The sequence below is a fragment of the Leuconostoc aquikimchii genome (assembly GCF_040838325.1).
Lineage (GTDB): Bacteria > Bacillota > Bacilli > Lactobacillales > Lactobacillaceae > Leuconostoc > Leuconostoc aquikimchii.
Genome location: NZ_JBFPER010000001.1, coordinates 1,271,851 through 1,284,759, shown reverse-complemented (window position 1 = coordinate 1,284,759; position 12,909 = coordinate 1,271,851). Strand labels below are relative to the sequence as shown.

The window sequence follows — 12,909 nt, the reverse complement described above, 5'->3', positions numbered from 1 at the left end:
TGTCTATCGGCTATTTTTACGATTATTTTTTAATTTTTAACTGAGATACTAAATTCGCATCAGGCGTTACATACAGCGTTTGATGTCCTTCAAAAATGACGAACCCAGGTTTTGAACCGTTTGGTTTACGGAGTTTACCGGCAGGCAGATAATCAACTGGAATGTTAGCAGAGTCACGTGCCTTACTAAAGTAGGCAGCAAGCTTTGCGGCTTCAACTAATGTTTCATCTGATGGGTTTGCTGAATGAATAATGACATGAGAACCTGGAATTTTTTGGACGTGGAGCCAAATATCACGGCGGTCAGCTTGTTTTAAAGACAGACGTTCGTTTTGTAAATTATTTTTACCGACTTCAATTAGTGTCCCGTCGGAACTTTCAAATTTATCTGGTTTCGAGACTTTCGGTTTTTGTTTACTCTTTTTACTAGCACGGATATAACCACCGTTGGTTAATTCTAAACGGATGTCTTCAACATCTTTTGGCGAAGCAACATCGAGTTGTGCGACAATATTATTAAAATAGTCAATTTCTGCATCTGTCAATGTCATTTGTTCGTTCACATAGGCCACAGCTGTGCGCAATTTACGATACTTAGTGAAGTATCTTTCTGCATTTTTTAAGCCATTTAATTTAGGATCTAATGTAATTGTCAGTAACTGATTATTATCATAGTAGTTTTCAATATCAACTGTCGTCATGCCTTTTTGAACAAGATGAGGATAAGTAATTAACAAGTCACCCATGACTTTGAGATCATTAGCATTTTTTGCATCATTAAGTGTTGCCAATAATTTTTTGCGTTTGGTGTTGTTTTTTTTGAGTTCGTTTTTGACAACACGGACTAACGAGCCAGCTTGTTGGTTCACACGTTCACGTTCTGCTTTACCAATATAGTAAGCATCTAACATGTCACCAAGTGTTTGAAAATGTTCACTGGTTGCATAGTCTTGCAACCAGTCAAAAGCAGCATAGCTTAAGGCACCTTTTTCAGCAGTGAAAAGGGTTGGTTTTAAATCGTTAAAGCGGGCTAACCAATTTTTAGCGTGCGCTAAATGATCACCAGCTTGATTAATAGTTTGAGCCAAAACTAAGGCAGAGTCTCGGCCAAACCCTTGATAGGTCGATTGAATGAATTTGGCCCAATCATCAACAGGTGTATCCAAAATCATTGGGGCTAACGCTTCTAACGCGCCGGGGATGAACGGATCCTTGAGGTTTTGAGCCGGCGGCAACACGTAGGTCGCACCAGGCATTAATGAGCGCACACGATTTTGGTCTGCTGGTACGTGCTTAATCAATTCTAAAATACGCGAATCATCTTCACGAACTAAAAATAAATTAGAATGACGACCCATCATTTCCAAGGTTAAATGAATTTGTTGTATGTCGCCTAATTCATTACGTGCATTGACATAGAAGTTGATGATCCGATCGTTTTCTACTTGTTCAATTTTTTGTAGTTTAGCACCTTCTAAGTAGCGTCGTAAAAACATGACGAAATTCGGTGCGGTTTGTGGATTTTCGTACGGAATATGTGTGATTTGCGCACGTGCATAGGTTGGATGGGCACTTAAAAGTACTGGATAGTTCACGCTGTTATTGCGGACAACTAATACAATTTCGTTTGGGTAAGGTTGGTGGACTTTTGTGATACGACCACCAACAATGAGTTCATTAAGTTCATGCACCAGTGCATGTGTGAAAAGGCCATCTAATGGCATATATAATACCTCGCTTATTATTCTATTGTATCGTAACGCGGAATCAATAACATATAATTCAATCTGTCTATTAAAAAAGCCTTTAACTATATCGTTAAAGAGACCATTTCAAAACTAAATAATTTTAGATCCGTGCACTTCAGTTACACCAAGCGTATCAGCAATCGCTTGTGAATTGGCCATTGTAATACCACCACCAGGTAAGATTGTTAAGTTCGCTGGCGCGGCGTTCACAAGCACTTGTAATTGTGGTATTAAATCCATAATAGGTTTAGTAAGATCGCCACCATGTGTTAAAATGCGGCTGACACCTTGCTCAGATAACCAATACATTGCTTGTTGTTGTTGATCGGAATCAATGACATCAAATGCCATGTGCATAATAACTTGTAGATTTAATTCAGTGGCACGCATAATTAATTCAGACATCGCTTCTTTGTCTAAAAGACCGTCACGAACAACACCAAATGTCACAAATTGACCACCAAGATCAGCAATTTGTTGTAAACTGTCTTGCATTTGTTGCAGTTCAATGTCAGAATAGGCGAAATCACCACCACGAGGGCGTACCATAACAATGATCGGCACATCATCAATAGCAATCAATGTATCAATGATGGTGCGTGTGTCAGGTGTTAGTCCGCCTAAGTCTAACCGACTATTTAGTTCAATACGATTAGCGCCTTTTTGGCGCATTTGTTTGGCAGTTTCGACAGAATCAACCGCTGCTTCTCTAATTGTAATTGTCATGTCACCATTTTACCATAAAATTGCAAACAAAAAACCTGTGCCACATTGGTACAGGTTATCATGTGTGATTACTTCTTTTCTGTAACTTGCTTGCCGTTGTAAACACCAGAAGGTGAGACACGGTGAGCTACACGGTACTCACCAGTTGTTTGATCCAACATAATGTTAGGAACATTCAAACCAATGTGTCCGCGGCGGTTACGCTTGTGAGACTTTGAGTTCTTGTTTGATGGGGTAGCCATAAATGGCACCTCCTTTCGTTTCAATTTATCAACTAGTCAAGTTTACCGAAATTTAACACTTTTGTCAATAGGTTTGTTAAAAACAATGTCAAGGCATTTTACTTGACATGGCTTTGTGCGAGTTGTGCCGTGATTTCTTTATGATGAAACCATGATGATTGGACAATGGCTAGAACATCATTTGCAAAATACATGAGATAAGTGACTAAGATAACCAAGGCGGAGGCGCCCAGTGCGCCACCAGCAGCAACGGTCAATCCCCACAAGGCAATTTGCATAATGCCTTGTAAAAGCCAAGCAAACCAGCTTTCAGAAAAGCGAAAAGTTGTTAAGACCGCACCGACTAAGCCAGTACCTAATACTAATGAATCTGATATTGGACGTGGTGTGTGCAATACTTGTGTTTCAAATAAGTAAGCCGCAACAAAGGCCACAATAGCAACGATGGCGATAACAGTATACCAGAAGACCTTACCATGTTTTTCACCACGAATATCTGTTTCGTGAATAAAACGAACATGTTTGTCGGTATCTTTAACCCATGAGGGCATGACCAAGACAGGTATATCTAGCAAAATAACGTAGGTAAGCTGTAATACTGCGTCAGCTGGATTACTGTGTAACCAGGCAACATAAATGTAAATAGCAGCCGATAATAGCCCAAAAAGGCCGTTCATAGGTTTTGCTTCTTTTAAGCCAAGGACAGTTGTCCAACCAAACGCTGCCGCAAAGAATGTTGCAAAAGTCATACCACTAATTGGTGCACCCATGCCAAAACTGGTGTAAGCAATAATGAGTAGGCCAATAATTAATAGTGTGTAAGATAAGCGTGTCCAACCCTTGAATTGTTCAGCATACCAAAGTGGGTTGATCAATTGCCAATGTGAAATTTGTTGAGATGAGGCGTTTTGCATGATTTTATTTTTGCCAAAATTAAGGCACTCTGGATGGTTTCTGCCATACGACAGTACTTTGAGAGAGCGGCTTGGCACCTTTCTTTTTATAAGTGAGTGAGTAAATTAAATGAGTTTTCCCATGTATTTATTTGGTGTGATGTCAAAGAAGTCATAGTTTGCTAATTCAGCAGTTGATGTCACGTGGGCATCTGTGCCAAATGACAACATAAGATTGATTGGATGTTCGTCTATATTACCAGAAAATACTGACACAACTGGTGTGTTTGAAGCAACAGAGTAGCCTAATTCCATCGCCGTACCTGTGTCGGCATCTTCCGCTTCAAAAATCGCAACGGTTAAATCAGAATTATCAATTGCTTTGATGTCTGCTTTGTAGGTCATAGCACCCCATTCAAAATCTGGTTCGCTATTGGCATCACCTAGTGCCATACCACCATATTGATGCAACAATGGCACGTGAATGTGTGCAATTGTTGGGTTAGCACTGAGTTGAATAAAAGCATCCTTCAATAATACTTCTTGTGTATCTGAAAACCAACCAGCTGCTAAATAAATATTTTTAGCTCCAGGTAGCTTCTTATCATTGTCAACATGACGATTGATTTCTTCGAGGTCGGCAATAAGTTTTGTTTCGTTCATATGTTTTCTCCTTTTTTTGACACTAATATAACTTTACAACAGATTATTTTGTAAGTGTTGCAATATCTAGTAGACGGACAAAATTTGTCCAAAACCTATTTTATCATGTATTAAAAAAACATTGTGTTGTTTGTATATTATGTTTGACATAAAAATTGTGGTACACTAATCTTATTGAAAAAATTAAGTTAGGGGAACGTGTTTCACGCAAGCCTTGTATGGTTTGACGAAATACATCAATCACATGTTTTTAATCGACTTCATCCTCCATATTGATGCGCACATCGCTACTTTAGTGACACAATTTGGACCATGGACTTACCTCATTTTATTTGCCATTATTTTTATAGAGACAGGGGTCGTTATCATGCCCTTCTTGCCTGGCGACTCATTACTTTTTGCCGCTGGCGCTGTTGCGGCAACACCAGCTGGCTTGCATGCCGGTTTAAATCATTGGGTATTCATGGTCTTGTTCTTCGTTGCTGCAGTAGCAGGGGACTCCTTGAATTTTTGGATTGGCCGTACGGGTGGGTACAAGCTCATTAGACATCCAGTCGTTGGTCGTTTTATCAAGGAAACTCATATTCATGAAGCAGAGGCTTTCTTTGAAAAACGTGGGGCAGCAGCGATTATTATTGGGCGGTACATGCCCATCGTGCGGACCTTTATTCCTTTTGTGGCTGGTATTAGTCAGTTTCCATATGGTCATTTTTTAAGAAATAATGTGATCGCCGCTTTTTCATGGAGTCTGATTGCAACAGGGGCCGGCTATTTATTTGGCAATATTCCTTTTGTCAGCGCACATTTTTCAGTGATTATTTTAGGGATTGCTCTGATAACACTGTTACCAACAATTATTGGGATTGTTCGCTCGGTGGTGATTAGTCAACGCACCAAAAAAATAACAAAATCAAAAAAATAAAGCTGCCTTGCGGTGGCTTTTTTTAGTATAATAAAGTTATGAATAATTTAAAAAAACTACAACAATTAACTGGCATATCTGCCGAAGAAATTAGCGATGCTCTGGACATCGATGTGGCGTTAGTCAAATCGTTTGAAAACGAAGAAAATATGCCAACCATTGGTGAATTAGAAGCGTTGGTTGGTATTTTCTCAAGCCAGTTTGACGCACAAGGCATGGCAACACAGTCAGAAAAACATCCAATACATATTCGTTTGTCATTGGATTATTTAATGAATCTTGGTATCACAACTTCTGACTGGATTACGCTCAAATGGGCGTTTGAAGGGCAATGGCAAGGTGATAAGTTAGCTGTCGGTTTCTTTGATCAAGGTAAATTAACACGAGTTGTGACATCTAGTACGGATTTTGTCACTGCCTTTGCAGGTTATTTAATCCTGCAAACAGAAGGTGAGTTTGAGCCTTACATTGATGAATTTGATGACGATAAAGAATATGATTGGCGCTTGTTACGAACGAATGGCACTCGCTTCACAGATGTCACACAAACAATGATTACAACGGACTTGCCGGAGATAAGTTAATGACGGAGAATTTGATTCTAGCAACAGATGCTTACAAGTTAACGCACCATTTACAGTATCCAACAAACATTACGAAACTCTATTCTTATGGCGAAGCACGTGTGGGTGGTCGTTTTGATACAGTCAGTTGGTTTGGATTGTCTATGATTTTACATGACTATTTTCATAGCCCGATTACAGATGCTATGATTGATGAAGCCGAGCAAGTGTCTAAAATGACATTTAACACGTCAACTTATTTTAATCGTACAGTTTGGGAAAAGGTGCGCGATTTAGGCTATTTTCCAGTTAAAATTAAAGCATTGCCTGAAGGACTTGAAGTGCCAACCGGTAATGCTTTATTCACAATTGAGTCAACAGCTGATTGGTTTGCAACGAGTTTGAATGCGTTGGAGGTTGTGCTCATGCACGTTTGGTACCCAACGACAATTGCAACTAATTCCTTATATATTAAAAAACGCTTGGTACCATTGTTTGAAAAATCAGGCACACCAGCTGGAATTACACTAGCTGTTAACGATTTTGGTTTGCGTGGTGCGACATCACTTGAAACTGGTAAACGTGGCGGCGCTGCGCATTTATTACACTTTCAGGGATCTGATAACATGGCAGCATCACAGTATTTTAACGACATCTATGGTGTTGCTGGCCGTGCTTTGTCAGTTTGGGCGACTGAGCATTCAGTAGCAACTGCTTATGGTGCTGGTCAAGGCGAGCTTGATTATGTCAATGCGCAACTAGATCGTGCCCCAGATAATGCTATTTTGTCGCTTGTGATTGACTCATATGATGCGTTGCATTTTATTGAAAAAGTTATTGGTTCACCAGAAATTAAAGATCGTATTATCAAACGTACAGGACGCATTGTTTTACGTCCTGATTCTGGTGATCCAGAAACGATTGATTTACAAGTATTAGCTTTATTAGCAGATATTTTTGGGACAACGACCAATGATAAAGGCTATCAGGTGTTGCAACATAACGTCGGGGTTATTCAGGGAGATGGCATGAAAGCAGATACGATTGTGTCGCTCTACGAAGTAATCATGCAAGCTGGTTGGTCTACAGACAACTTAGTGGTTGGCTCTGGCGGTGGTTTGTTACAAGAAGGCTTCACACGTGACACTGAACGCTTTGCAATTAAAGCAGCTTATGCTGAAAATGCCGCTGGTGATAAAATTAATATTCAAAAAAAGCCTAAAACTGATGTGACTAAAACATCAAAAGCGGGTCTACTAAAAGTTATTTTACGTGATAATAAGATAGTAACAGTTTCTCAACATGAGACTGGGCAAGACTTACTAGAAACAGTATATGAGAATGGTGTGACATTGCCTGTTAATGGCAATGAGATTATCAATCGCACACTTTTTTGAGGTAGTGATATGAATTATCAGTTTAGAAAAAAATCTGAATTAACTGACGACATCAAAGTGACGATGCTTGATGTCAAGTCTGCTGCACAGGCTTATCGTGATCGTGAAAAACGGGATAAAAAACCAGACAGTGAACTTGCAAATGATATTGTGGGGCATGGTGTTCGGGCGCTTGGAACCGAGTCGGCCATTGGTAAAGATGAGCGTAAAGTTCAAGTAGCTGCCTTGTTTAATGCTGGCATGACAAGCTACATTGATTTGTCGTTTGAAATGAACTTGGCAGAGTCAACGATTCGGCGGTATGGTAAAGAACTTGGTCTAACTTTTATTGATACAGAATACTAGATTAAAAGTTTGACATTTTTTAGTCAGTAAGTTATGATTACTACAACATAAAAATTTAATTTCACATAGAGGTTGCGGTTGACATAAGTCGCTTATCTGAGCTGTTTTAACAGGTTAAATAAGTCAAAGGGGATATCGCCGAAATGAGCGTTCACAATAAATGAACGGTTGTTGGGCTAATAGCTAATAACTATTAGACTGTCGTTAGTCATAACGGTGAGCTATGGAACAGTCAAAATTGCTAAACACAAAAGCCTTTTGTCCGTGACCTAGTCTCGAACAAAAGGCTTTTTTATGTGAAATCAAGGGGAAGTAGTTAGTTTGTGTACAGTTAAATGGCACAAATAGGACTTAGGAGAGTATATGAGTTATCCAACAAATACAGCGCAACATTTAACAATTGACACTGTTGACACGATTGATTTAGCACAAACTTATGGGACGCCATTATATGTATACGATGTCACTAAAATTCGTCAAACTATGCGTGATTTTAAGGCGATTTTTGAAAAAGAAAATGTGCCTTATGTTGTGAGTTATGCCTCTAAAGCGTTTGCTACCAAAGCCATTTATCAAGTGGCACAGCAAGAAGGCATTCATGCTGATATTGTCTCTGGTGGTGAACTTTCTACGGCATTAGCAGCTGGATTTGATCCTAAACATTTAAGCTTTAATGGTAACAATAAAAGTTGGGATGAGCTCACGATGGCGGTTACCCAGGGTGTAGGGACAATTATTGTCGATAATTTCTTAGAATTACAATTATTGTCAGAAATTGCTGCTGAAAATAAGGTGAAACAAGACATACTACTGCGAATTTCACCAGGCATATCAGCCCACACACACGAGTTTATCAGTACTGGGCAACAAGATTCTAAATTTGGGTTTGATTTGCTAACTGGGCAAGCTAAAGCAGCTTATGATATTGCTAAACAGGATGAAAATTTTAATTTACGTGGACTCCATGCACATATTGGCTCACAAATTTTTGATGTGACTGGCTTTGAAAAAAATGCGGCACTACTAGCAGAAACAGCACAAAGTTGGGGATTTCAACCAGCTGTTATCAATGTTGGCGGTGGGTTTGGTATTCGTTATACGGCAGAAGATCAACCCTTACCTGAAAGTGAATATGCAGATGCCATTATTCGTACTTTGAAGGGTAAAGCAGCCGAGTACGATTGGAAAATGCCGGAAATTTGGATTGAACCTGGGCGTTCAATTGTTGGCTCAGCAGGGCAAACGCTTTATACGATTGGTTCGCGGAAAGATATTCCTGATTTGCGTCACTATTTAGCAGTTGACGGTGGTATGGGAGACAATATTCGACCAGCGTTGTATCAGGCAAATTACGAGGCTGTTTTGGCTAATAATCCGAACGCAGCAACTCAAGAAGTTGTGCGTGTGGCAGGTAAATATTGTGAATCAGGGGATGTTTTAGTTTGGCAACAAGCGCTACCCAAAACACAACCGGGCGATATTTTATCTGTTTTGGCAACTGGGGCTTACGGATATGCTATGGCATCAAATTACAATCGCAATCCAAGACCGGCTGTTGTATTTGTTGAAAACGGCAAACATCAATTAGTTGTTGCGCGTGAAACGTATGCGAACTTAACAGCCTTGGATCAAGATTACATGTTAGAAAAAAGTGATAAATCATAAGCTATACGCTTATAGGACAACAAAACTAAAACAAACAAAAGGGAACTAAATACTCATGACAGAAATACAAAGTGACGCACAACGACTAATTAACTTTATTGCCAATGCTAAAAAAGTGACACCTGTAAAAGTCACTTATAAAGGTGTTTTAGATGGTGAAATTCCAGCTAATGTGCAACAATTTGGTGGTGTCTCATTTGGTCAATTAATTGGTGACTGGTCTGACGTGCAACCATTGATTGCTAATTTACCTAGTGAAAGTGTTTATATTGAAAATGAGGCACGCAACTCAGCTGTACCTCTGCTGGATAAGTTGCACATTAATGCCCGCATTGAGCCTGGTGCTATTATTCGTGAACAAGTTGAAATTGGCGATAATGCTGTTATTATGCTTGGCGCAGTCATTAATATTGGTGCTGAAATTGGTGCGGGCACGATGGTTGATATGGGTGCAATACTTGGTGGTCGTGCGATTGTTGGCACGAATTCACATATTGGTGCGGGCGCTGTTTTGGCAGGGGTTATCGAACCAGCTTCTGCGCAACCAGTCCGTATTGGCAATAATGTTTTGGTTGGGGCCAATGCTGTGGTCATAGAGGGTGTTCAAGTTGGCGATGGCGCAGTCGTTGCAGCTGGTGCCATTGTGACGAAAGATGTACCAGCTAATACTGTCGTGGCGGGGGTACCGGCCAAGGTAATTAAGAAAATTGATTCACAAACACAACAAAAGACTGCCTTAATTGACGCCTTACGAGAATTATAATGGCTGAAGTAACTTTTGAAAATTTACAACAGTATCGGCGGGATTTGCATTTAATTCCAGAACTTGCGTTGGCTGAGTTTCAAACACATGATTACTTAATGAACAAAATAACCAATTGGCAAAACGATACGATGACTATTCGTACAGTTGCAGAACTACCAACGGCTATTTTGGTCCGTTTTCAAGGGAGTGACCCAAAGCGAACAATTGGTTATCGATCAGATATTGATGCATTACCAATTGTAGAGCAAACTGGTTTATCATTTCAGTCAACCCATGCTGGTATTATGCACGCTTGTGGACATGATGTACATATGAGTTTGGCATTGGGAATGGTGCAATACTTTAGTCAACATCAACCTAAGGATAATTTTATTGTGTTCTTTCAGCCGGCCGAAGAAGCTAAAAGCGGTGGTAAACTGGCGTATGATTTAGGGATTTTTGAAGGTGAATGGCGACCAGATGAGTTTTATGGCATTCATGATCAACCAGATTTACCAGCAGGGACTTTAAGTACACTAGTTGGCACTTTATTTGCGGGCACGGCTGAATTAGTAATTGATATTCATGGTCAAGGTGGGCACGCAGCTTATCCACATTTAGTTAAGGATCCTATTGTGGCGGCAGCAGAATTAATTATGCAGTTGCAGACGGTCGTTTCGCGTGCAGTTGATCCAATTAAAGGTGGCGTGGTGAGTATTGGGGTCATTAATGGTGGACAAGCTAACAATGTGATTCCTGATAATGTCCATTTGGAAGGTACAGTACGTAGTATGACACGCGCTGATTTGGAAATTATGTTAACCCGTATTCGTCAGATTGCTGCAGGCGTTGCATTGGCTAATGATATAACAATTGATGTTGTGCTAGAAAGTGGCAGTTATTTACCAGTTGAAAATAATCCAGAGTTAGCAAGACAGTTAATTGAATTTATGAAATCACGTGATGATATTGCTTTTGAAATTGCACAACCAGCGATGACTGGGGAAGATTTTGGGTACTTGTTACAACAAATTCCAGGGGTCATGTTGTGGTTAGGCGTCAATGATGAACACGCATTACACAGTCCTAAATTAACGATAGACGAGGGCGCCTTATTGCCTGGTTTTACAGCATTGAAGAATTTTATGGCATGGCGAATGGATCAGTAGAGTAAATGCAATTGTTGCAGTGAAACAAATGAAGTAGAGTTCAGGGGAAAAAGCGATGTATGAAAATATTAATTTAATTACGGCTATTATTACGCCTTTTGATGAAGCAAATGAGATCGACTATTCAGCGCTCAAACAGGTAATTGATTACTTGCTAACGCATGGCACTCAGGGACTTGTAATTGCTGGCACAACTGGTGAATCACCAACATTGACACATGACGAAAAGTTAGCTTTGACGCAATATATTGCCGATTATGTTGGGGACAAGGTGTTGTTAATAGCTAATGCTGGCACAAACAATACAGCAGAATCTATCAAAAATGCCCGTGAATTGAGTGCTATTGCGCACGTTGATGGCATTTTAGCAGTGACGCCATACTACAATAAGCCAAGTCAAAGTGGCATGATTGCACACTTTACAGCAATAGCAGATGCAGCAACTAAGCCAGTGATGTTGTATAATATTCCAGGCCGTTCAGCAGTTGGCTTGACTGTTGATAGTGTTGTGACATTGGCACAACACACTAATATTAATGCAGTCAAAGAGACAACTTCAGCAGAGTTTATAGGTGCTGAAATTGAACGTACGCAGGCGGCAGATTTTGCTGTTTATACAGGTGAAGATGCACAAACATTGGCTGCATATGCGCAAGGTGGGGCCGGAACAATTTCGGTGGCATCACATTTATATGGGGATGAAATGACCGCATTATTTGCTGCGATGAATGCTAATGATTGGCGTGAGGCCGGTCGCATACAACGCTACCTAACACCGCGGATGAACGCTTTGTTTGCATTTCCATCACCAGCACCTGTTAAAGCAAAATTGCATGAAAAGGGGCTGGTTAAAAACTTGGCACGCTTACCAATCTTGCCCTTAACAAAACAAGAACAACAGACATTAGATGGCCTTTTGGAGACTAATTCATGACAAAAATAATTCTAGCTGGTGGTTTTGGTAAATTAGGTTTAGCTATTCAAGCTGGTTTAGCAGGAACTGATTATGACATTGTTGGTATTTTAAGTGGTCACAGCCATGAAAGTCAGTATCCTGTCTGGACAACACACGATCAAATCACTGAAGCAGCGGATATATTTTTAGATGTTAGTACGCCAGCTACTGTGTTTGAAAATGCGCAGTGGGCAGTCAATCATGACATGGCGGTAGTTATTGGTGCCACTGGTTTGACTGAAGCGCAAGTGACACAATTACGTGGGCAATCAAAACATGGTATTTTAATTGTACCGAATTTTAGCCTTTCAGCTGTATTATTAATGCAATTTGCGCAACAAGCTGCACGATATTTTCCTGACGTGGAAATTGTTGAGACACATAATCCTAAAAAAGTTGATTCGCCCTCAGGGACTGCTGTACAAACTGCTAAGTTGATTGCCAATGAACGGATTAATGCAGCACAAAAAACGCGTGATGGTGAAGCACGTGGGCAACGCGTGTCAGATATTCCCGTTCATGCGATGCGCTTACCCGGATATATTGCACAACAAAGTGTTTATTTTGGTGGCATTGATGAACAACTAACATTAACGCAAAGTACAACCAGTCGCTCGGCGTTTGTTCCAGGTGTTTTAATGGCGTTAGCTGGGGTTAAAAAAATAACTGACTTAAAGGTTGGACTTGATAGTGTTTTATAATAGATACAAAATTTGATTTATTTTTTGATAATAACTATTTCAATATGTTTAGAATATTAATTAAAAGTGGAGAAATCCACTTTTTTTGTGCGTCAATTTATGATTTATTGACAAGTTTAAATTTTTTGACGCTTATTTTTTTGTTTGCTTTAATAATACATTTTTAATGGATAATT

Annotated in this window: 14 protein-coding genes and 1 riboswitch; of the genes, 9 read left to right on the top strand and 5 right to left on the bottom strand. The window is 39.8% G+C overall.

The window, feature by feature from the left end; all coding sequences use genetic code 11:
- Positions 1 to 22: 22 nt before the first annotated feature.
- From AB3K24_RS06350 to AB3K24_RS06330, 5 genes are all read right to left on the bottom strand, one after another.
- A complete protein-coding gene (locus tag AB3K24_RS06350) occupies positions 23 to 1,723 on the bottom strand; it encodes an NFACT RNA binding domain-containing protein (protein WP_367974426.1) in 1,701 nt (566 codons plus the stop codon).
- A 114-nt stretch (positions 1,724 to 1,837) separates the two neighbouring features.
- The gene (locus AB3K24_RS06345) at positions 1,838 to 2,473 is read right to left on the bottom strand and encodes a copper homeostasis protein CutC (protein ID WP_367974424.1); all 636 of its coding nucleotides are present in this window, start codon (positions 2,471 to 2,473) and stop codon (positions 1,838 to 1,840) included.
- Positions 2,474 to 2,541: 68 nt separating this feature from the next.
- Positions 2,542 to 2,715, bottom strand: coding sequence for a 50S ribosomal protein L32 (gene rpmF, locus AB3K24_RS06340; protein WP_367974422.1), 174 nt, complete (start codon positions 2,713 to 2,715; stop codon positions 2,542 to 2,544).
- Between the two features lie 98 nt (positions 2,716 to 2,813).
- Positions 2,814 to 3,629: a nicotinamide riboside transporter PnuC gene (gene pnuC / locus AB3K24_RS06335; protein ID WP_367974420.1), complete on the bottom strand. Its 816-nt coding sequence runs from the start codon at positions 3,627 to 3,629 to the stop codon at positions 2,814 to 2,816.
- A 105-nt stretch (positions 3,630 to 3,734) separates the two neighbouring features.
- Entirely contained in the window at positions 3,735 to 4,271 is a 537-nt protein-coding gene (locus AB3K24_RS06330) for a nucleoside 2-deoxyribosyltransferase (protein WP_367974419.1), read from the bottom strand.
- 244 nt (positions 4,272 to 4,515) lie between these two features.
- Between AB3K24_RS06330 and AB3K24_RS06325 the strand changes: the two genes are divergently transcribed.
- The 9 genes from AB3K24_RS06325 (at position 4,516) to dapB (ending at position 12,733) form a co-directional block, all read left to right on the top strand.
- Positions 4,516 to 5,193 (top strand): VTT domain-containing protein, encoded by a 678-nt coding sequence (locus tag AB3K24_RS06325; protein WP_367974417.1) that lies wholly within the window; start codon positions 4,516 to 4,518, stop codon positions 5,191 to 5,193.
- A 38-nt stretch (positions 5,194 to 5,231) separates the two neighbouring features.
- Positions 5,232 to 5,777 (top strand): helix-turn-helix domain-containing protein, encoded by a 546-nt coding sequence (locus AB3K24_RS06320; protein ID WP_367974415.1) that lies wholly within the window; start codon positions 5,232 to 5,234, stop codon positions 5,775 to 5,777.
- Entirely contained in the window at positions 5,777 to 7,153 is a 1,377-nt protein-coding gene (locus tag AB3K24_RS06315; protein WP_367974414.1) for a nicotinate phosphoribosyltransferase, read from the top strand. Before AB3K24_RS06320 ends, AB3K24_RS06315 begins: the two co-directional genes overlap by 1 nt.
- A gap of 9 nt (positions 7,154 to 7,162) precedes the next feature.
- A complete protein-coding gene (locus tag AB3K24_RS06310) occupies positions 7,163 to 7,498 on the top strand; it encodes a hypothetical protein (protein ID WP_367974412.1) in 336 nt (111 codons plus the stop codon).
- Positions 7,499 to 7,556: 58 nt separating this feature from the next.
- Positions 7,557 to 7,730: riboswitch (Lysine riboswitch) on the top strand.
- Positions 7,731 to 7,861: 131 nt separating this feature from the next.
- The gene (gene lysA / locus AB3K24_RS06305; RefSeq protein WP_367974410.1) at positions 7,862 to 9,163 is read left to right on the top strand and encodes a diaminopimelate decarboxylase; all 1,302 of its coding nucleotides are present in this window, start codon (positions 7,862 to 7,864) and stop codon (positions 9,161 to 9,163) included.
- A 55-nt stretch (positions 9,164 to 9,218) separates the two neighbouring features.
- A complete protein-coding gene (dapD, locus tag AB3K24_RS06300; protein WP_367974408.1) occupies positions 9,219 to 9,926 on the top strand; it encodes a 2,3,4,5-tetrahydropyridine-2,6-dicarboxylate N-acetyltransferase in 708 nt (235 codons plus the stop codon).
- Positions 9,926 to 11,077, top strand: a complete 1,152-nt coding sequence (locus tag AB3K24_RS06295; protein ID WP_367974406.1) for an N-acetyldiaminopimelate deacetylase — start codon at positions 9,926 to 9,928, stop codon at positions 11,075 to 11,077. The genes dapD and AB3K24_RS06295 overlap by 1 nt, the downstream gene beginning before the upstream one ends.
- Positions 11,078 to 11,132: 55 nt before the next feature.
- Positions 11,133 to 12,011, top strand: coding sequence for a 4-hydroxy-tetrahydrodipicolinate synthase (gene dapA, locus AB3K24_RS06290; protein ID WP_367974404.1), 879 nt, complete (start codon positions 11,133 to 11,135; stop codon positions 12,009 to 12,011).
- Positions 12,008 to 12,733, top strand: a complete 726-nt coding sequence (dapB, locus tag AB3K24_RS06285) for a 4-hydroxy-tetrahydrodipicolinate reductase (RefSeq protein WP_367974402.1) — start codon at positions 12,008 to 12,010, stop codon at positions 12,731 to 12,733. Before dapA ends, dapB begins: the two co-directional genes overlap by 4 nt.
- The last annotated feature ends 176 nt before the right edge of the window (positions 12,734 to 12,909 follow it).

Bases quoted from the DNA above. Each gene is read 5' to 3' on its own strand.
- AB3K24_RS06350 (WP_367974426.1), bottom strand. From the start codon at position 1,723: ATGCCATTAGATGGCCTTTTCACACATGCACTGGTGCATGAACTTAAT.
- AB3K24_RS06345 (WP_367974424.1), bottom strand. From the start codon at position 2,473: ATGACAATTACAATTAGAGAAGCAGCGGTTGATTCTGTCGAAACTGCC.
- rpmF (WP_367974422.1), bottom strand. From the start codon at position 2,715: ATGGCTACCCCATCAAACAAGAACTCAAAGTCTCACAAGCGTAACCGC.
- pnuC (WP_367974420.1), bottom strand. From the start codon at position 3,629: ATGCAAAACGCCTCATCTCAACAAATTTCACATTGGCAATTGATCAAC.
- AB3K24_RS06330 (WP_367974419.1), bottom strand. From the start codon at position 4,271: ATGAACGAAACAAAACTTATTGCCGACCTCGAAGAAATCAATCGTCAT.
- AB3K24_RS06325 (WP_367974417.1), top strand. From the start codon at position 4,516: ATGTTTTTAATCGACTTCATCCTCCATATTGATGCGCACATCGCTACT.
- AB3K24_RS06320 (WP_367974415.1), top strand. From the start codon at position 5,232: ATGAATAATTTAAAAAAACTACAACAATTAACTGGCATATCTGCCGAA.
- AB3K24_RS06315 (WP_367974414.1), top strand. From the start codon at position 5,777: ATGACGGAGAATTTGATTCTAGCAACAGATGCTTACAAGTTAACGCAC.
- AB3K24_RS06310 (WP_367974412.1), top strand. From the start codon at position 7,163: ATGAATTATCAGTTTAGAAAAAAATCTGAATTAACTGACGACATCAAA.
- lysA (WP_367974410.1), top strand. From the start codon at position 7,862: ATGAGTTATCCAACAAATACAGCGCAACATTTAACAATTGACACTGTT.
- dapD (WP_367974408.1), top strand. From the start codon at position 9,219: ATGACAGAAATACAAAGTGACGCACAACGACTAATTAACTTTATTGCC.
- AB3K24_RS06295 (WP_367974406.1), top strand. From the start codon at position 9,926: ATGGCTGAAGTAACTTTTGAAAATTTACAACAGTATCGGCGGGATTTG.
- dapA (WP_367974404.1), top strand. From the start codon at position 11,133: ATGTATGAAAATATTAATTTAATTACGGCTATTATTACGCCTTTTGAT.
- dapB (WP_367974402.1), top strand. From the start codon at position 12,008: ATGACAAAAATAATTCTAGCTGGTGGTTTTGGTAAATTAGGTTTAGCT.